This window comes from Janthinobacterium sp. EB271-G4-7A (assembly GCF_020858075.1).
Classification (GTDB): Bacteria; Pseudomonadota; Gammaproteobacteria; order Burkholderiales; family Burkholderiaceae_D; genus Janthinobacterium; species Janthinobacterium lividum.
Genome location: NZ_JACYMI010000003.1, coordinates 22,736 through 41,665, shown reverse-complemented (window position 1 = coordinate 41,665; position 18,930 = coordinate 22,736). Strand labels below are relative to the sequence as shown.

The window sequence follows — 18,930 nt, the reverse complement described above, 5'->3', positions numbered from 1 at the left end:
ACCATGACCCCTACGACCAAAAAAGTCACCTTCGCCTTCGCCATCTTCCTCGTGGCCGGCTTCCTGCTGCTGGCCGCCTACACGTGGATGGCCCTCAGCTTCTCGTACTCGGAAGGCGAACGGGCGGGCTACCTGCAAAAGTTCTCCAAGCGGGGCTGGATCTGCAAGACATGGGAAGGTGAATTGCTGTTGACGGCACTGCCCGGCACCATCCCGGAAAAATTCCAGTTCAGCGTGCGCGATGAAGACGTGGCCAGGCAATTGTCGGCCGCGGCCGGCAAGCGCATTCTCGTCACCTACAGCCAGCACAAGGGCGTGCCCACGCAATGCTTCGGCGAGACGGAATATTTTGCCGATAAAGTCGTATTGAGCCAGTAATAAGACAGCAATACGACCGCAAGTCCAGCAGTCCCGCGCCGGCCAGCCCCTTCAGGCCGGCGCCTCCCCTCCCGCCCGCCACCGATGTATTTTCAACAAGAAAACATTGGCACGCATCACGCATTCCCGCTTTCTTATACACTTGTGACAAGTCCTGGCTAAACAGTTTACAAATGTAGTCAATGTGCAAGATTCTTGCGCAATCGCATGGCACTTCGCCAGCCTATCGTTAGCGTGTATTCACCCATCAATGGAAACGTCATGCGCATACCATTCACCGTCCTGGCCCTGCTGGCCGCCTCGCTCCCCCTGTCCATCCACGCACAGGACTTGGCCGGCATGGCCGGTTCCCTGAAAGTCAACTCGACCAACGAGCGCACCTTTGTCGGCGCCATCAGCTACACGCAGCCGGTGGGCAATTACAACGCGGTGAGCCTGTCGTATATCAACGAGGGGCATCCGGAAGACCATCACCGCGACGGCATGGCGGGCCAGGTGTGGCTGCGCACGAAAAATGTGGAACAGGGCCTGATGCTGGGCGCCGGCATCGGCCGCTACTTCTTCTTCGACACGGCCAAGACGGACGAGGCACCGCACAATTTCGACAATGACCATGGCTGGGGCTCCATCGCCAGCCTGCAGGCGCGCTGGCAATTCGACAACCGCTGGTATGCCTTGGCCCAGGTCAACCGCATCCGCCCCAGCGGCAAGGACACTACCACGCACCTGCTGATCGGCGCCGGCTACCGCTATGACGGCGTGCCGGGCGCCAAGCTGCACTTGCAGAACTGGGCGCACGACGACACCCTGACCTTATCGACAGGCCACACCATCGTCAACAGCTTCCGCTCCGAGTCCTCGCGCCCGTTCACCGTGGAATACCGGCGCGCGGCGGGAAAATACGTGGACTGGAGCGCCACGCTCATCGACGAAGGCAGCACGGCGCTGGCGCACCGGCGCGGCGCGGCCGCCCAGCTGTAGCTGATCCGTTCGCTCAACGAAAAAGTGGAATTCGGCATGGGCGCCGGCCCGTACGTGGCATGGGACGGCCGCGACACGCAAGGCCACAGCACGCGCCTGACAGGCTTGCTGTCAGCCGTAGGCCGCTACCACGTCAACCGCCGCTGGGTGGCGCAAGCGGCGTGGAACCGGGTGGTGACGGATTACCACCGCGATGCGGATGTGTTGCTGGTGGGGGTGGGACGGAAGTTTTGGGCGAGATGCAGACGTAACCCAAACCTAGGACTGGGGTCGGACCTTAAGGTCCGACCCCGGGTGTTATCGGGTTTTCAGGCCTTCAACGTGAGCGCCAGACGGCTCCCGCGTCGTTCGGCTGCGTCAAGCGCTCGATCACCTCACGCGTCAAACTGGCCGAGCTGACCTGTTCTGCTTTCGCGCGGGCGGCGGTCAGGGAACTGGAAAACGCGCTTTGCGGCTGCTCCAGGCTGGCGCGCAAGGCGGCCAGTTCGCGCTCTTGCTGCTGCGCGCGCGCCGTTTCCAGGTCCAGCAATTGCTGCCTGGCGGCGGCCATCGCGCGTGTCGTCTCGGCCGCCTTGCGCTGCAGGGCGGCATGAGCCTGGGCACTGGCCAGCAAGGCTTGCTGCGCGGCGAGCTTCTCGCTGGCCGCCTGCTGCGCGGCCAGTTCCAGCTGCTCGCGCTGGCGCATGGCTTCCAGCGCCTGCTGTTCCATGGCAGCACGCGTTTCCGCTGCCGCCGTCGCCTGTTTTTCCGCTTCCAGGCGGCCGGCGATAGCTTGCGAGGCGCGCTCTTCGGCACTGCTGGTCTGGCGCTGCTGCACCAGCTTCTGCGCGATCAGGGCCAGCGACTCGCGCTCGGCCGCGACGAAATCGCGCTCGGACGCCAGCAGCGCATCTGCCGCTTGCGCCTTGTCTTCTTCCACGCGGGCACGCTCGCCATGCACTTGTCCCAGTTCCACGGCCAGGCGCGCCTGTGCCTGTACGGCTTGCGCGGCAGCGGCTTTCTGCTCGCCTTCGACCAGGGCCTGATCCATCAAAATACGGATGGCGTCCGCTTCTTTTTGCGCCGCTTCCGTCAAGGCCAGTTCGGCCGCCTGCTGGCCGCGCAGCAGTTCCGCTTGCGCGCCTTCGGCGGCGATGCGTTCCTGCGCCGCGTTGAACGCCAGCGCTTCCGCTTCCAGTTTTTCTTTCAAGGCGGCGATGGCAGCTTGTTCGGCGGCCAGGCGCTCCTGCTCCGCCTGCAGCAGCTGCTCTGCCTGCTGCGCTTTTTCCTGTGCCAGTTGCGACGCCTGTTCCTGCGCGGCCAATGTCGCCCGGCCGGCATCGACCTCGGCCTGCTCGGCTTCATTCTGGCTGGCGGTCAGTTCCGCGGCCTGGCGCGCCAGTTCGGCCCTTTCGTGCGCCAGGCTGGCGGCGCGCTGCTGCTCTTCCAGTTCGCGGGCTGCCGCCACGGCGGCGGCCTGCTCGGCCGCTTCGCGTGCCTTGGTTTCTTCGAGGGCCGCCGTTTCCGCTTCCAGCTTGGCGTGGCCGGCGATTTCCGCATCCTGTTCGGCGGCGACGCGGGCCAGCGCCACGGCGCGCAGCTGGCGGTCTACCTCGATGCGTGCTTCGGTGGCGGCCAGGATGCGCACGTCCGCATCGCGGCGCGCCTGCGCGCTGGCCACGGCGACCATTTCCAGGCGCTCGCGGTGGATGGCCGCGTCGCGCAATTCCTTTTCCGTCTGCAGGCGCAAACGCAGCGATTGCGCCGCATGGCGTTCCGATTCCGCCTGCGCCAGGGCGATGGCTTCGCGTTCCTGCTCCAGGTGCGCCAGCGCGCGCGCTTCTTCCAGCGCGCGCACTTCGGCGGCGGCCCGGTTGAAGGCCGATTCCAGCGCGATCTGGTCGGCGCGCTCGCGCTGCACCGTCAAGTCCAGCGCTTCGCTTTCCGCCTCGGCCAGCATCTGCGCCGTCTGGCGCGCACCGTGCGCATGGCGCTCGCGCTCACGCGCCAGCACGGCAACTCTTGCATCGGCCGAGGCGATGCCCACCATTTCTTCCTTGGCTGCCTGCACGGCGGCGACGCGCTCGACGGCCTGCAGGCGCGCCTGCTCCGTCTGCACCTGCAATTCTTCGGCGGCGCGGGCGGCCTGTTCGGCCAGTTCCGACTGCACGGCCACCTGCTCGCTGGCGCGCAAGCGGCTTTCCTGTTCCGCGCGCGAACGCTGTTCGGCGGCCAGGCGGATTTCATTGTCCGACTCCACGCGGGCGCGCAATTCCGCCGTCTCCTGCTTGACGGCTTCCAGGCGGGCCACGCTGGCTTGCGCGGCGGCGCGCATGGTGTCGAGACGTTCACGGTTGGCGGCAATCGCTTCTTCGGCTGCCTGGGCATTTTGCTGTGCGGCGGCGGCGGCGGCGGCGTCGATGGCGGCGCGGTCCTCGGCCAGCGAGCGCACGCGCGCCTCGGCCAGCGCGCGGCTTTCGGCGGCGCAGGTGGCCTTCGCTTCCGCTTCCACGCGGGCGATCGCCTCGTGGATGGCTTTCAATTCCATTTTCTGGCGTTCGGCGGCCGGTGCCTTGCCATCAACGTCGGCTGACGGCCCGGCTTGCGGCTCGGGCATCGTGGCGACAGGAGCGGCAGGAAGCGGCGCTGGCGCATCGGCCTTGCGCTCCAGGTCCTTGAAATCATGCAGCGAGACCATGCTGTCCTGGTCGAACTCGTCGTCGGCGGAATACGCGACGGTGAGGGAGGCGGCCTGGCGCTGATTTTGCTGTGCTTGCATGATTTCTCGCTTATTCGGGTGAATTCCGTTGCTTATGGGAATTTGTTAGCACCATTATCGAACAGGCATGCGCAAATCAGCGCGGCAAGAAGAGGGGCGTTTACCACCCTTTTCCCGCGTTTAGGTCAAATGGGCCAGAGCGGCGCCTCATCCATCAGGGCCACCTGCTCCCTGAGTTCCAGGATGCGGTCCTGCCAGTAGCGCTGCGTGTTAAACCACGGGAAGGCGATGGGGAAGGCGGGATCGTCCCAGCGGCGCGCCAGCCAGGCCGAATAATGGATCAGGCGCAGGGTGCGCAGCGCTTCGACCAGATACAGCTGGCGCGGGTCGAAATCGCAAAAGTCTTCATAACCGGCCAGGATGTCGCTCATCTGGCGCACCATGTCGCCCCGCTCCCCCGACAGCATCATCCACAGGTCCTGGATGGCCGGGCCCATGCGGCTATCGTCGAAATCGACGAAATGGGGGCCGGCATCCGTCCACAGCACGTTGCCGCCATGGCAATCGCCGTGCGTGCGCAGCATGGCCACGTCGCCCGCGCGGTCATAGCAGCGTTTGACGCCATCGAGCGCCTGTTGCGCCACGCTGGAATAGGCGGCCAGCAGTTCGGGCGGCAGGAAATTGCCCTCCAGCAAAAATTCGCGCGGCTCGACGCCGAACGTCTGGTGGTCGAGCGCCGGACGCTCCTTGTACGTGGACAGCGCGCCGACGGCGTGGATGCGGCCGATGAAGCGCCCTATCCACTCCAGCGTCGCCGGGTCGTCCAGCTCGGGCGCGCGGCCTCCGTGGCGGGGAAAGACGGCAAAGCGGAAGCCCTGGTACTGGTGCAGGGTGCTGCCGTTGATTTCCAGCGCCGGCACCACCTGGATTTCGCGCTCGACCAGCTCGGACACGAACGCGTGCTCTTCCAGGATGGCCGTATCGCTCCAGCGCTCGGGACGGTAGAACTTGGCCACTAGGGGCGCGCTGTCTTCGATACCCACCTGGTAGACGCGGTTTTCATAGCTGTTCAGGGCCAGCAGACGGCCATCGCCGCGCAGCCCCACGCTGTCGAGGGCGTCGAGCACGCAATCGGGGCTCAGGGCGGAAAAGGGATGGACGGGCCGGTCGTCCTCGTGCGGCTGGTTTTCATTGTGCATAAGCGACATTGTAAGGCGCGCGCGGGCCGCCGGTGCAAACACTTAGGTGAGGAAGCGCCGCTAGGCGTATACTGTCTGCTTACATTCAATAAAGAGCAAGCCATGCAACTCGAACAGCCATTATCAGAAAAAGAATTCGACGAATTAGACCAATTCCTGTTGTCGGAGCGCTGCTCCGAAGACGCGATGACCATGGATATGCTGCACGGCTATCTGACGGCCGTCGCCATCGGCCCGGAACCGATCATGCCGGCCGAGTGGTTGCCGCGCGTGTGGGGCGAAGATGCCGAAGATGCGCCGAAATTCAAGAACAGCAAGGAAGAAGAGCGCATCGTCAACCTGATCATGCGATTCATGAACGAAGTGCTGGTGACGTTTGAAGTGGCGCCGAAGGAATTCGAAGCCCTGTTCGTCGAGCACGACTACGAAGGCCAGACCCTGATCGACGCCGAAGCCTGGTGCTGGGGCTTCTGGGACGGCATGGAGCTGCGTCCTGGCTCGTGGAACGAAATCTGGGATTCCGAAGTGGCCGAGCTGATGCAGCCGATCTACCTGCTGGGCGCCGACGAAATCAAGGAAGAAGAGCTGAAACTGGTGGAAGACCCGGTCAAGGCGCACAAGCTGGCGCAGGAACTGGAAGCGAACCTGCCGGCCATCCACCGTTTCTGGGTCCCGCGCCGCAAGGCTCCCGTGCAGACCATGAAGCGCGAAGAGCCGAAAGTGGGCCGCAACGACGACTGCCCTTGCGGCAGCGGCAAGAAGTTCAAGAAATGCTGCGGAGCCGAGCCGGCAGCCGAGTAATCCCGCAGTAGCATCACTCGCTGCGCCGGCGTCCTGCCGGCGCAGCGCTGGCGCTGGCCCCCGGGCTATAATCGCCGCATGAAACTCCCTGACCTGAACCTGCTCGTCGCCCTCGACATCCTGCTCGAGGAAGGCAGCGCCGTGGCCGCCGCGCGGCGCATGAATTTGAGCGCGCCGGCCATGAGCCGCACCCTGGCGCGCATCCGCGACGCCATCGGCGACCCCGTCTTCGTGCGCTCCGGGCGCGGTCTGGCGCCCACCCCGCGCGCGCTGGAATTGCGCGAGCAGGTGCGCGGCGTGGTGGAACAGGCGCACGCCATCTTCACGTCGGGCCGCGAAGTGGACTTGCGCACGCTGGAACGCACCTTCAGCCTGTGCGCCAACGACGTGTTTGTCGGTTCCTACGGCGGCAAGCTGCGCGACCTGCTGGCCCGCCATGCGCCGCACACGGTGCTGCGCTTCGTGCCAGAGGGCGATGGCGCCACGGAAAACGACGCCCTGCACGCTGGCCGCATCGACCTGTACATCAGCGCGCGGCGCGCCTTCGCGCCCGACATCAAGCTGCAGCAGCTGTTTACCACCGGCTTTGTCGGCATCGCCCGCAGCGACCACCCGATCTTCGACGGCCCCATCAACCTCGACAGTTTTACCGAATACGAACATATCAGCGTCTCGCGGCGCGGCCTGGCGCGCGGTCCCTTCGACACCATCCTGGCCGAGCGGGGCTACACGCGCCGGGTCTCGCTGATCAGCCCCAACTTCCAGTCCGCCATCTTCGCCGTGGCCGATTCGCGCCTGCTGCTGCCGCTGATGCCCACGCCCCTGCTGGCCATCGTCGAGCGCCTGGGCTTGAAGCTGCGCACCTTCCAGCTGCCCATCCCCGTCGACAGCGTGGAAGTCTTCCAGGCCTGGCACCCGCGCCTCGACCACGACCATGCGCACCGCTGGCTGCGCCGCATGATCAAGGAGCTGTGCGACGGCACGCCACCCGACGCTTAGGGTCTGAGCCCACAATCATTGCGCCAGACGCAATTCAGAATTCATTAATTATCAATTTTCACAAGATTGACGGCTACCTATACTGCGTGGACTGATCCTCATCCACGGAGTTCCCTGTGTCTGCTGTACCCCTTCCTGGCGCCGCCCCCGCGGCCGCGCCGCCCGCGCCTCCCATCTTCGGACTGCGCCTGGCCACGGGCCTGGCTGGCGTGCTGCTGGCCGTGCTGGTATCCGGCCTGAATGAAAACATCACCAAGGTCGCGCTGGCCGACATCCGCGGCGCCATGGGCATCGCGCGCGACGACGCCAGTTGGCTCGTCGCCCTGTATGCGGCCGCCTCGGTCTCGGCCATGGCGTTCGCGCCGTGGTGCTCCGTCACCTTTTCGCTGCGCCGGCTGACGGCCACCGCCATCATCGTCTGCATGGCCGCCGGCGTGCTATGCCCGTTCGCGCCGAACCTGTCCGTGCTGATGGTCCTGCGCGTGGTGCAGGGCGCGGCCGGCGGCGCCCTACCGCCCATGCTGATGACGGTGGCGCTGCGCTTCCTGCCGCCGAACATCAAGCTGTATGGCCTGGGCGGCTATGCGCTGAGCGCCACCTTCGGTCCCAGCCTGGGCACGCCGCTGGCCGCCTTCTGGACCGAATACCTGGGCTGGCAATGGGCCTTCTGGCAAGTCGTCCCGGGCAGCATCGTCGCCTTGCTGATGGTGTCCTGGGGCTTGCCGCAAGACCCGCTGCGCCTGGAGCGCTTGCGCCAGTTCGACTGGCGCGGCCTGCTGCTTGGCCTGCCCGCCATCAGCATGCTGGTGGTGGGATTGCTGCAGGGTGAACGCCTGGCGTGGTTCGCCTCGCCGCTGATCTGCGTGCTGCTGGGCGGCGGTCTGTTGCTGCTGGTGCTGTTCTTCATCAACGAGTGGTCGCACCCGCTGCCGTTCTTCAAGCTGCAGCTGCTGTCGCGGCGCAATCTCAGCCATGCCCTGCTGACCCTGGGCGGCGTGCTGTTCGTGCTGCTGGCCGTGATCCTGATTCCCTCGTCCTACCTGGCGCAGGTGCACGCTTACCGCCCGCTGCAAACGGCGCCCGTGATGCTGATGGTGGCGCTGCCGCAGTTGATCGCCCTGCCGCTGGTGGCCGCCCTGTGCAACATCCGCGCCGTCGACTGCCGCTGGGTGCTGGCCATCGGCCTGGCCCTGCTGGCCCTGTCCTGCGTGCTGGGCGCGCGCATGTCGCCGGACTGGATACGCACGCATTTCTACCTGCTGCAAGCGGTGCAGATCTTCGCGCAACCGATGGCCGTGATTCCCTTGCTGCTGCTGGCCACCACGGGCCTGGCGCCGCAGGATGGCCCGTTCGCCTCGGCCTGGTTCAACACCATCAAGGGCATGTCGGCCGTCGTCGCCACCGGCGTGCTCGATGCGCTGATCACGCGCCGCAACCATTTTCATTCGACGGTGCTCAGCGAACGCCTGGGCAATCTGCCAGCCGGCGTGGACATGGCGGGAATTGCGCAGCGCATGCATGCGCAAGTCGTCACCCTGACCTCGTCCGACCTGTACCTCACCGTGGCCGCCATCGCGCTGGCCATGATTGTGATCATTCCCATCCTGCCGACGCGCGTATTCCCTCCGCGCGCCGCCTGATTTCCATTTTTACGAAAGAGCTTCACCATGCAAACACCCATACTGCGCTCGCGCGCATTTCTTCTCGGCCTGGCCCTGCTGGCCTGCGCCCTCGCCTTTTGCGCCTGGCAACTGCTGTTCGCCCGTGGCGACGAACAAGCCACCGACGACGCCTTTGTCAGCGCCGACTACACCGTGCTTTCCCCCAAGGTGGGCGGCATCGTGCGGGAAGTGCTGGTGGAAGACAACCAGACTGTCAAGGCGGGTCAGCTGCTGGCGCGCATCGACGACCGCGACTACCAGGCCGCCGCCGCCTCGGCCCGTGCCGAGGTAGCCGGCGCCGAAGCGCAACTGGCGAATGCCCGCGCCACCTTGCAGCGCCAGCAATCGGTGATCGAACAAGCCAGCACCCTGGTCGACGCCAACCAGGCGGAAGACAAACTGGCGCAGCAGGAACTGGCCCGCTCGCAGCACCTGGCTGGCCAGGGCGCGGGCAGCGTGCAGAACGCGCAGCAGGCGCAATCGCGCTTCGACGTGAGCCGCGCGCGCCTGGCGCAAAACCGCGCCGCCCTCGTCGCCACCCGCAAGCAGACGGAAATTTTGCAAGCGCAGCAAGGCGCGGCCGAAGCGGCCTTGCTGCGCGCCAGCGCCAGCCTGCAACGGGCCGAACTGGACCTGTCGCATACGCAGCTGCGCGCCCCCATCGACGGCATCGTCGGACGCCGCATCGTGCGCGTCGGCGCCCTGGTGGCTCCCGGCGCCAGCCTGATGGCCGTGGTGCCCCTGAACCGCAGCTTTGTCGTCGCCAACCTGCAGGAAACCCAGCTGACCCACGTGCGCCAGGGCCAGCGCGCCAGCATCGCCGTCGACGCCTATCCGGGCGTGCTCCTGCACGGCACGGTACACAGTATCGCTCCCGCCACGGGCGTGACGTTTGCCGCCATCGCGCCGGAAAACGCCACCGGCAACTTCACCAAGGTGGTGCAGCGCATTCCCGTCAGGATCGCGCTCGATCCGGGCCAGGATGGCGACGCCCGCCTGCGCGTGGGCATGTCGGCCGAAGTGCGCATCGATACGGCCATGCGCCGTCAACATCTGCAACAGGTGAGCGCGCGATGAAAGCATGGATACTCTTCACGGCCCTGGGCCTGGCCGGCTGCGGCAGCGTCGGCAGCGATTTCCAGCGCCCGCACCACGAGCTGGGACAGCAATGGCGCCAGGTGCAGGATGCCCGTTTCGCCGCACAGCAGGATGGCGCCATCGAGCAGCGCTGGTGGGACAGCTTTGGCGATACCACCCTGTCGTCACTGCTGCAGCGTGCCGCCGGCGCCAACCTCGACGTGCTGGCGGCCGCCAGCCGGCTGGAGCAAAGCCGCGCCGCGCGCGGAGTCATCGGCGCCGCGCAAGGCCCGTCGCTGGGTGCGAATGGCGGCTACAGCCGCGCGCGCAACAGCGAACAGGGATTGAGCGACCCGTCGCGCAACAATGGCCAGTCCGCCTACAACCTGTGGCAAAGCAACCTTGACGCAGCCTGGGAACTGGACCTGTGGGGCCGCGTGCGGCGCGAAGTGGAAGCGGCCGATGCGCGCGTCGACGTGGCAGTGGAAACGCAGCGCGGCGTGCTGCTGGCCGTGCTGGCCGAAACGGCGCGCGACTACATCGAGCTGCGCGGCGCGCAGCAGACGCTGGCCATCACGCAGCAGCTGCTCGATATCGCCCGCCATACCTTGAACCTGACCCGCATCCGCCTGCGCGAAGGCGCGGCGACGCAGCTCGACGAAGCCGAGGCGGCGGCCCATGTCGCCACCATCGAAGCGCGCCTGCCGCCGCTGCAGCAGCGCGAAGCGCGCCTGGGCAATGCCCTCGCCCTCCTGCTGGCGCTGCCGCCGCAAGGCTTGCGGGCGAAACTGGCGGCGGGCAAGGACATTCCCGCCATGACCATGCAGGTGCAGCTGGGCGTGCCGAGCAGCCTGGCCGAGCGGCGGCCCGACATCCGCCGCGCCGAAGCGCAGCTGCACGCGGCCACGGCCGCCATCGGCGTGGCGCAGGGCGATTTTTATCCACGCATTACGCTCTCGGGCAGCGTCGGCCTGCAAGCGATGCAGCTGTCCGACATCGGCTGGGACGCCAGGCGCTTTGCCTTCGGCCCCGGCTTCAGCGTGCCCCTGTTCGATGGCGGCCGCCTGCGCGGCAACCTGCAATTGCGCGAGGCGCAGCAGCAGGAAGCGGCCATCGCCTACCGCCAGACGGTGCTGGCCGCCTGGCACGAGGTGGAAGATGCGCTATCTGGCTACCAGGCCAACGCCCGCCGCCAGGCCAGCCTCGATGAAGCCGTCAAGCAGGGACGGCGGGCGCTGGGCAGCGCGGAACTGCAGTACCGCCAGGGCGGCACGGACCTGATCAACGTGCTGCATGTGCAAAACACCTTATTGAACAACGAAGCGGCGCTGGTCGACAGCCGTGCCACCGCGTCGCTGTCGCTGGTCCAGGTCTACAAGGCGCTGGGCGGCGGCTGGCAAGCATTTTCAACCACCTCGCAAGGAAGCACGCCATGAAACCGAATCCCGCACATTTCTCCATCCACGACGTCAGCGACTTTCCCGTCGTGCGCTTTCTCCCTGAAACGGCCGTTCCCGGCTATGCCCCGCTGTGGGAAAACGACATGGACGCCCTGCTGCGCCATGGCGAACCGTTCGTCATGCTGTTCGAAGAGGAACGCAGCGATGAAGCGCACATCGACCGCAAGCGGCGCGGCCTTTGGCTCAAGCACAACAAGGTAGCGCTGGCCGCCATTTGCCGGGGCCTCGTATCGGTCGAGGCGGACGCGGAACAGCGCGCGCGCCTGCAGGCGATGGCGGCCGGCGCCATGAAAGCCTTCGGTATCCTGCAAGAGGTGGCGGCCACGCGCGAACAGGCCGAGGCCCTGATGGTATGGCTGCTGGGCAGCGGCCAGATGGCGCGGCCGCGCACGGCGGACGTGTGGTGATGAATTGATTCAGCGAGTGAGTGTATCCGTCAGGCGACCCTGCGGACGGCGCTTCTGGCAGGGATGACGCACACGTCGCCATCGCTGCTGGTCGCCGTCGTCAGGGCGATGCCGTACAGCGCGGCCAGGGCCGGCACGGCGCCGGCATCGCTGGCGATATCGGCCACCAGCTGGCCCGAACGCACCAGCAGCAGCCGCTCGAAGCCCAGCAAGGCGTGATTGATGTCGTGCAGGATGGCGATGACGGCGTGGCCGCGCGCGGCGCAAAACTGCCGCAGGCTATCGAGCAAATCGAACTGCAGGCCGGGATCGAGCGCCGCCAGCGGTTCGTCGACGAGTATCAAGCCATCCTGTACGTCCCACATCTGCGCGAAGATGCGCGCCAGCTGCACCCTGGCCTGCTCGCCGCCGGACAGGGTATCCAGGCGGCGGCCCAGCAAATGCCCGGCGTGCGCCAGGGTAGCCGCGTCCTGCACGATCCGCCCCAGCTGCGGGTCGACCAGGCGCGCCACCCGTCCCAGGCCGATCACCAGTTCGCACTGCAGTCCGAAGGCCACGTTCGAGCCCTGCGGCAGGACGGCGCGGCGCCGCGCCAGGTCAGCCAGCGGCCACTGCGCCAGCGGCCTGCCGGCGAACGCCACCTGGCCCGCCTGCGGGTGCAGTTCGCGCGCCATCAATTTGAGCAGGGTCGACTTGCCCGCGCCGCTGGGGCCAAGGATGGCGACGCGCTCGCCGGCCGCGATCCGCAGATTGAACGGGCCGAAATACTGCTGGCCCAGTTGTGTGGTGGCGAAGGAGAGTTCCAGCAGGGGCGTCATGTTCACCTCTAGGCTGTGCCGTGGCGGAAGCGCCGCAACAGCATCAGGAAAAATGGCCCGCCCAGCAAGGCCGTGAAAATGCCGACGGGGACTTCCGCCGGGATGGCGACCGTGCGCGCCAGCGTGTCGGCCAACAGCAGCAACAAGCCGCCGGCCAGCATCGCCAGGGGCAGGACGCGGCGCTGGTCGGCGCCCAGCCAGGTGCGCACCAGGTGCGGCGCGATCAGGCCGATGAAGCCGATGCCGCCGCACCAGGCGACGGCAAAACCCGTCAGCACGGCCACCAGCACGATGACCTGCGTGCGCAGCCGGCCCACATCGATACCCACGTACAGCGCCTGCGCCTCGCCCAGCGCCAGCGCATTCAATGAGCGCATCAGGAAGCGCGTGGCCCACAGCGCGCCGGCCAGCACAATCAGCAAAGCCGCCACCTGGCGCCAGCTGCCGGCCGAGAGCGAACCGAGGGTCCAGAAAGTCAGGGTGCGCAACTGATCGTCGCTGGCCAGGTAGATGCACAAGCCCATGACGGCCACCGTGATGGCGTTCAGCGCCACGCCCGTCAGCAGCAAGCCGACGATGGAGCCGGGGGTGGCCCAGCGCGCAACCCGGTCAAGCAGCACGCAGATCAGCATGGCGCCGGCAAACGCGGCGGCCGGCAGCAGCCACACGCGCAGCTCCGGCGCCACGTGCAGGCTGGCCGCGAAGACGATGGTGGCCGCGCCCGCGCAGGCGGCGCCGCTGCTCACGCCCAGCAGCCCCGGATCGGCCAGCGGATTGCGGAACAGCCCTTGCGTCAGGCCGCCGGCCAGCGCCAGCGCGGCGCCGATCAGGATGGCAAACAGGGCGCGCGGCAAACGGATATGCCACAGCACATACGCGCCGCCGGACAGCGTCTCCTCGCCAGATTGAAACGGTGCCAGCCAGTCGGCCAGGGTCACCGGCACGGCGCCCGCCTGCACGGCGATGATCAAGCCGACAAACAGCGCCACGGCCAGCAACCCGCCAGCGCCCCAGCGTGGCCAGCGCCACGGGGCGACAGACGCCAGGGAGGCCACGTTCATGCCGTCATGGCTTTGGCGAAGGCGGCGTCGAGTTCGCCCAGCGCCTGCGGCATGCGCGGGCCAAAGCCCAGCAGCAGCATGGCTTCCAGCGACACGATGCGGTGCTTGCGCCCGGCCGGCGTCTGCGCCAGGCCTGGCAGTTTCAAGATGCCGTCCACGCCGCCCGATGCCTTCAGCCCCTGGTCCGTGACGAGCACGATGTCGGGCCGCGCGGCGATCACGGCTTCCGGCGTGAGCGGCTTGTAGCCGGCAAAACCGGCCGGTCCCCCCATCACGTTGACGGCACCCGCATACGCGAGCATGGCGTCGGCGCCCGTCTCGCGCCCGCCCACCATCACCTGGTTGGGCGCATGGGCGAGGATGAACAGCACGCGCACAGGAGCGTGGCTGCGCAGGCGCACCTTGCCCAGGACGCCGTCCCACTGCTGCTGCAAGGCTTGCGCCAGGCGCGCGGCGGGGTCGGCACGTCCCGTGATCTGGCCCACCTGTTTCACCCGTTCGAGCAAGCCTTCGAATTTGTTATTCGCGTTCAGCACCGCCACCGGCACGCCCGCGTCGCGCACCTGGCGCAGCACCGTTTGCGGTCCCGCTTCCTCGGTGGCGATCAGCTGCGTGGGCGCCAGCGACAGCACGCCCTCGGCCGACAAGGTGCGCGCATAGCCCACCTGCGGCAGCTGTTGCGCCACGGCCGGATACAGCGAGGTGGTATCGACGCCCACCAGTTCCCCCTGCGCTTCGAGCGCATAGACGATTTCCGTCAACGCGCCGCCCACGCTGACGATGCGCCGCGCCTTGACCATCGGCTTGGACGCGTCGCTGACGGCGGCCAGCACCTGCATCGGCGCGGCCAGCGCCAGCGCTCCCGCCCCCATTTTTTTCAGCGCGATGCGGCGCGCCACGCTGGCGGCGATCATGCGGCGCATAGTTCGCCCTCCTGCAGCACCCGCTCGACGACGTTGCGCCATTCGCACAGTTCGTGCACGCCCGGCTTGCGTTCGCCGAAGAACATGACGATGGTGTCGCCCTTGGCGTCGAACAGTTCCACCGATGTCACCAGGCCATCGACGGTCGGCTTTTTCACCACCCAGGCGCTGGCGATATGGTCTTCGCGCAAATGCAGGTTGAAGCGCTGGTCCAGGACATTGATCCACGGCCCCATCACGGCGATCTTGTGCACGGGCCCCGAATGGATCTGGATCATGCCGGCATTGCCGACGAAGGCCATGATGGCCACCTTTTCGAGGGCGGCATTATTGAGCAGGTCGAGCACGCAGGATTTGTCGAGCTGCTGCACGAAACGCGCCTCGGCCAGGCGCAGGCCTTGCAGGCGCGAGACCGAATATTTTTTCAGCACGGTGAAAAATTCATGCGTGTCGCGCAAGTCGGCCCAGGCGGCGCGAAAGCCGGCCACGTCGATCTGCGCGTCGGGCAGTTCCGCCGGCGGCGGCGCCGGCGCCGTCACGGCAATGCCGGCCGCCTGATCCGCATCGGCGAAGCGCGCCACCAGCGCGTCGTAGGCGGCCAGGTCGCTTTGCGGCTTGAGGAAAATCTTGTGCACGGCATGGCCGGCCGCATCGAAAAACTGCAGGCTGCGCTGCACTTCCTTCTCGCCCATCTCGCGAACGGCAAAACCATGCGCCCACTGGCGGTAAAACACGCGCAGGTCGATATCGCCACCGAGCACCAGGCCCACGTGGTTGTTGTGGCTGGCTTTTCGATACACGCCCGTCTTTTCATGCACGCACGAGGCGTTGCGCGTCAGCGCCATGACTTCGCCCAGCGGTTCCAGGGCGGCGATGATGGCGGGCCAGTCGGCCTGCAGGCGCTCGGCGCCCAGCAAGGCGTCATCGGCCAGCGACAGGCCGGCGTGCGCGGCGATCAGCTCGCCTTCGGAAATGGCCAGTTCCTCGGCGATATCGCGGTGGCGGGCTTTCTTTTCGCGACGCAGGCGGGCAAATTCGCCGGCGACCAGCTCGGTATTGCAAATAGGGGGCATGCTCGTCACGGTGTCTCCTTTCAAGGCGAACACTGGCTGGCATGGGCTGGCTGGTGGTGGGGGAATCTTGAAATCAATTATAAATGAGAATCATTCGCAATCAAGTGTTATTTGTGCGCGGCCAAAAAAAAGCGCCGCGGCAGGAAACCCGTCGCGGCGCAAAGGAGACCGATCGGTATTGCCGATCAGTTCAGGAAAAAAGTTCAGGCGTTGGCTTGCACGCCAGGCATGGAAACCGGCTTGGCACTGGGCCGCTGTGCCAGCAAGACCACGGCGGCCAGCACCATGGCACCGCCCAGCAATTGCGTGCCGCTGACGGATTCCTTCAGCAAGGTCACGCCGAACGCCATCGTGATGACGGGTTCAAACGTGGAAATGATGGATGCCTTGGCCGCGCCGATCTGCGCCACGCCGGCAAAGAAGGCGGCAATCGCGATGGCCGTCGAGAACAGCGCGATGGCGCTGACGGCCAGCCAGCCCGTCGCCGTGCCCGGCAAGGACACGCCTTGCCACAAAGCAATCGCGCTGTTCGACAGGCCGGCCGTGCCCAGGATCACCACACAGGCGGCCAATGGGTGAATATTCTCGCGGCTTTTCGACAGGCTGTTGCCAAACAGGATGTACACGGCGTACACGCCGGCGGCCATCAATGCCAGCGCGATGCCGATGGGCTGGCCCTGCAGCTTGCCGCCCAGGGTGATGGCCATGCCGGCAATGGCCAGCGCCATCAGCACCAGCATGCGCCGGTCCAGCTTTTCCCAGCCCAGCGCCAGCGCGAGGATGGTCACCAGCACGGGATACACGTACAGCAGCATGCCGCACAGGCCGCTGCTGGCATACATGAGCGCATTGAAATAGCCTTGCGACTGGGCCGTGTACATCAGGCCCATCAGCATGTAGCCGGCCAGCAGGCGGCCGCGCGGCAAGCGCCAGCCACCGAGCCACACGAGCGGCAGCAACAGCATGGCGGCGATGACGAAACGCAAGGCCAGCATGGTCGACGGGTTGACCCCGGACGCATATGCCGCCTTGGCAAACACTGCGGAACTGCCGAATCCGGCGGCCGACAGCAACACCAGCGCAACAGCGCGGCGATCAGACATGACTAACCTCTTTGAGTACACCCGGGCAAACCTGCTGCGCATCGCGACGGTTTTCCCAGGCGTTGTAAATATAAATGCCAAGCAAGGCTGGTAGATGATTCATGCGTGAATCATATTGCGGGTCACTTCACGCATAGCCGGCATCATATTCGCTTGCGCAAAATGAAACAAACCAATATTCTTCACGGATAGGCCAAATAATACTGAGGCTCAATTCTCTTGAGAATGCCATGTCACGTCCCCTGCCCCCACTTGCCGCCCTGCACGCCTTCGAGGCCGCCGCCCGCCACGAAGGCTTCCAGCGCGCGGGCGAAGAATTGCACGTCTCGGCCGGCGCCATCGGCCATCATGTGAAACAGCTGGAAGCGTGGCTCGGCATCGTGCTGTTCCAGCGCCTGCCGCGCGGCGTGGTGCTCACCAGCGCCGGGCAGCGCTATGCGGCCTCGCTGGGGCCGATACTCAACCAGCTGGCCGACGTCTCCGAGCAGGCGCGGCGCCAGGGCGATGACAAGGTGGTGACGGTGACGGCCACCAGCTCGCTCGTCTCGCGCTGGCTGATGCCGCGCCTGGGACGCTTGCGCGACCGCTATCCGCAGATTGAACTGCGCGTGCTGGCCTCGATGCACCCGGTCGACCTGGCGCGCGATGGCGTGGACGTGGCCATCCGCCTGGGACCGGGCCGCTATCCGGGCCTGAAAGTGGATTTATTGATGGAAGAATGGTTTTCCGCCGTCTGCAGCCCCGATTTCCGCGCCAACGCGGCCAGCCTGCGCCAGCCCGCCGACCTGCTGCGCTACCCGCTGCTGCACGACGAGCCGGAAGTGCACCTGCCCGGCGAAATCGACTGGACGCGCTGGCTGCACAGCTGCGGCGTGCATTACAGCGGCAATAGCGGCAACAGCGGCGCGCGCTTTTCGCACACGTATCTGTGCCTGGACGCGGCCGCCAGCGGCCAGGGCGTGGCCATCGCCGCCAGCCCCCTGATCGGCGACGATCTCCGCTCGGGCCGCCTGGTGCGCGTGTTCGAACATACCGTGCGCGGCCCCCACTGCTATTATCTGCTGCGTTCGCCCCAGGCGGAAACGCGCCCCCTCGTGCACGCCTTCTGCGAATGGCTGATCGCCGAGGCGCGCGCCGACCAGGAAACCGTCTGGCCCACCGTGGAGACAGCATGACGAGCAGGGAACTGGCGCGCAGCGCCCAATATATTGTCCAGCATGAATATGAACACGCCAAGGTGACGGCGGCCGATGGCCGGCAAGCCAGCCTGGGCGAGTTCTATGGCGACCCGGCCGTGGCCTTGATCGATGTCCATGAGCAATGGTGCGCCGTGGCGGGCGAGGGATTGGTGCTGTGCCGGCTGGGACAGCCGTTCGGTCAGTGCGTAGAGTATTTTCGCCAGCCGGGCGAAGTGCGCTGGATCACGGCTTTACGGCAAACGGGAGAGTTTGCGCTGGAGTGGCAGGATGAAGACGGCGTTTGGCACACCCTCGATTTTGACTTTGATACGATGTAACAGAACCTTCGCGACGCCTCACAAAACCGTAGCGAGCGGAAGGGAGAGGTGGCTAAGAAGCGCAACCGTACTCTAGTACGGTGAGCATCGCAGGCCACCTATACCGACGCGCAGTAGGTTTTGTGAGGCGTTTTCAACTTACAATTTGATGAAGTGCTCGCGGTAGTACTTCAGCTCTTCGATCGACTCGAGGATATCGGCCAGCGCAGTGTGCTTCTGGTGCTTCTTGAAACCGGTGGCGATTTCCGGCTTCCAGCGCTTGCACAGCTCTTTCAGTGTCGACACGTCAACATTGCGGTAGTGGAAGAATGCTTCCAGCTTCGGCATGCCGCGTACCATGAAGCGGCGGTCCTGGCCGATGGTGTTGCCGCACATGGGCGACTTGCCTGCCGGCACGTATTTCTTCAGGAAGGCGATCAGTTCCGCTTCCGCCTGGGCTTCCGTCACGGTCGACGCCTTGACCTTGTCGATCAAGCCCGAGCGGCCGTGCGTGCCCTTGTTCCAAGCATCCATCTTGTTCAGGGTTTCATCCGACTGGTGAATCACGAACACGGGGCCTTCGGCCAGCAGGTTCAAGTGCATGTCCGTCACCACTACCGCCACCTCGATGATGCGGTCGGTATCGGGCTCCAGACCCGTCATTTCCATGTCGACCCAGACCAGGTTCATCTCATTTGGACGTGCGGGCACCGCGGGTGCGGGGGTGGATGCAGTTAAGTCGGTCGCTTGTGACATAATTCTCTCTTGGCCTAATCAAACTAAATAATCAGCCATT

The 18,930-nt window shown here is 66.0% G+C and carries 18 protein-coding genes; 10 read left to right on the top strand and 8 right to left on the bottom strand.

All coding sequences use genetic code 11. The features are described from left to right. The first annotated feature begins 3 nt into the window (after nt 1-3). Together IGS58_RS20515 and IGS58_RS20510 are read left to right on the top strand one after the other, a co-directional pair. Complete coding sequence (locus IGS58_RS20515) at nt 4-378, top strand: hypothetical protein (protein WP_070259721.1); 375 nt, start codon at nt 4-6, stop codon at nt 376-378. Nucleotides 379-639: 261 nt separating this feature from the next. Next, a complete protein-coding gene (locus IGS58_RS20510) occupies nt 640-1,359 on the top strand; it encodes a hypothetical protein (protein WP_230522536.1) in 720 nt (239 codons plus the stop codon). Between the two features lie 316 nt (nt 1,360-1,675). Here IGS58_RS20510 and IGS58_RS20505 read toward each other — a convergent pair whose 3' ends face one another. After that, nucleotides 1,676-4,117, bottom strand: a complete 2,442-nt coding sequence (locus tag IGS58_RS20505) for a hypothetical protein (protein ID WP_230522535.1) — start codon at nt 4,115-4,117, stop codon at nt 1,676-1,678. 125 nt (nt 4,118-4,242) lie between these two features. After that, nucleotides 4,243-5,256 carry a serine/threonine protein kinase gene (locus tag IGS58_RS20500; RefSeq protein ID WP_230522534.1) on the bottom strand — a complete coding sequence of 338 codons (1,014 nt, stop codon included), beginning with the start codon at nt 5,254-5,256 and terminating at the stop codon, nt 4,243-4,245. A 102-nt stretch (nt 5,257-5,358) separates the two neighbouring features. Here IGS58_RS20500 and IGS58_RS20495 point away from each other — a divergent pair, with 102 nt between their 5' ends. From IGS58_RS20495 to IGS58_RS20470, 6 genes are all read left to right on the top strand, one after another. Continuing rightward, nucleotides 5,359-6,057: a UPF0149 family protein gene (locus tag IGS58_RS20495; protein ID WP_034785080.1), complete on the top strand. Its 699-nt coding sequence runs from the start codon at nt 5,359-5,361 to the stop codon at nt 6,055-6,057. A gap of 78 nt (nt 6,058-6,135) precedes the next feature. After that, complete coding sequence (locus tag IGS58_RS20490; RefSeq protein WP_034785078.1) at nt 6,136-7,056, top strand: LysR family transcriptional regulator; 921 nt, start codon at nt 6,136-6,138, stop codon at nt 7,054-7,056. A 116-nt stretch (nt 7,057-7,172) separates the two neighbouring features. Next, the gene (locus IGS58_RS20485; RefSeq protein ID WP_034785076.1) at nt 7,173-8,696 is read left to right on the top strand and encodes an MFS transporter; all 1,524 of its coding nucleotides are present in this window, start codon (nt 7,173-7,175) and stop codon (nt 8,694-8,696) included. A gap of 27 nt (nt 8,697-8,723) precedes the next feature. Continuing rightward, nucleotides 8,724-9,794, top strand: coding sequence for an HlyD family secretion protein (locus tag IGS58_RS20480; protein WP_034785075.1), 1,071 nt, complete (start codon nt 8,724-8,726; stop codon nt 9,792-9,794). Further along, nucleotides 9,791-11,230, top strand: coding sequence for an efflux transporter outer membrane subunit (locus IGS58_RS20475; protein WP_230522533.1), 1,440 nt, complete (start codon nt 9,791-9,793; stop codon nt 11,228-11,230). The genes IGS58_RS20480 and IGS58_RS20475 overlap by 4 nt, the downstream gene beginning before the upstream one ends. Next, entirely contained in the window at nt 11,227-11,661 is a 435-nt protein-coding gene (locus IGS58_RS20470; RefSeq protein ID WP_230522532.1) for a hypothetical protein, read from the top strand. Before IGS58_RS20475 ends, IGS58_RS20470 begins: the two co-directional genes overlap by 4 nt. A gap of 29 nt (nt 11,662-11,690) precedes the next feature. Here the strand turns inward: IGS58_RS20470 and IGS58_RS20465 are convergent, their stop codons facing one another. The 5 genes from IGS58_RS20465 to IGS58_RS20445 all read right to left on the bottom strand — a co-directional run bounded on the left by IGS58_RS20465 (nt 11,691) and on the right by IGS58_RS20445 (nt 16,639). Further along, entirely contained in the window at nt 11,691-12,479 is a 789-nt protein-coding gene (locus IGS58_RS20465; RefSeq protein WP_070259763.1) for an ATP-binding cassette domain-containing protein, read from the bottom strand. Between the two features lie 8 nt (nt 12,480-12,487). Then, the gene (locus tag IGS58_RS20460; RefSeq protein ID WP_230522531.1) at nt 12,488-13,540 is read right to left on the bottom strand and encodes a FecCD family ABC transporter permease; all 1,053 of its coding nucleotides are present in this window, start codon (nt 13,538-13,540) and stop codon (nt 12,488-12,490) included. Further along, nucleotides 13,537-14,463, bottom strand: a complete 927-nt coding sequence (locus IGS58_RS20455; RefSeq protein WP_230522530.1) for a heme/hemin ABC transporter substrate-binding protein — start codon at nt 14,461-14,463, stop codon at nt 13,537-13,539. Before IGS58_RS20455 ends, IGS58_RS20460 begins: the two co-directional genes overlap by 4 nt. Further along, nucleotides 14,451-15,536, bottom strand: coding sequence for a hemin-degrading factor (locus IGS58_RS20450; RefSeq protein WP_230522773.1), 1,086 nt, complete (start codon nt 15,534-15,536; stop codon nt 14,451-14,453). Before IGS58_RS20450 ends, IGS58_RS20455 begins: the two co-directional genes overlap by 13 nt. A gap of 203 nt (nt 15,537-15,739) precedes the next feature. Continuing rightward, nucleotides 15,740-16,639: a DMT family transporter gene (locus tag IGS58_RS20445; protein ID WP_230522529.1), complete on the bottom strand. Its 900-nt coding sequence runs from the start codon at nt 16,637-16,639 to the stop codon at nt 15,740-15,742. A gap of 230 nt (nt 16,640-16,869) precedes the next feature. On the opposite strand from IGS58_RS20445, the gene gcvA reads away from it, so the two are divergent. Together gcvA and IGS58_RS20435 are read left to right on the top strand one after the other, a co-directional pair. Continuing rightward, a complete protein-coding gene (gene gcvA, locus IGS58_RS20440; RefSeq protein ID WP_070259700.1) occupies nt 16,870-17,814 on the top strand; it encodes a transcriptional regulator GcvA in 945 nt (314 codons plus the stop codon). Beyond that, nucleotides 17,811-18,155 carry a hypothetical protein gene (locus tag IGS58_RS20435; protein WP_230522528.1) on the top strand — a complete coding sequence of 115 codons (345 nt, stop codon included), beginning with the start codon at nt 17,811-17,813 and terminating at the stop codon, nt 18,153-18,155. Before gcvA ends, IGS58_RS20435 begins: the two co-directional genes overlap by 4 nt. A gap of 138 nt (nt 18,156-18,293) precedes the next feature. On the opposite strand, the gene orn is transcribed toward IGS58_RS20435, so the two are convergent. Then, on the bottom strand, nt 18,294-18,890 hold the full coding sequence (gene orn / locus IGS58_RS20430; protein WP_170846480.1) for an oligoribonuclease: 597 nt from the start codon (nt 18,888-18,890) through the stop codon (nt 18,294-18,296). Nucleotides 18,891-18,930: the final 40 nt, after the last annotated feature.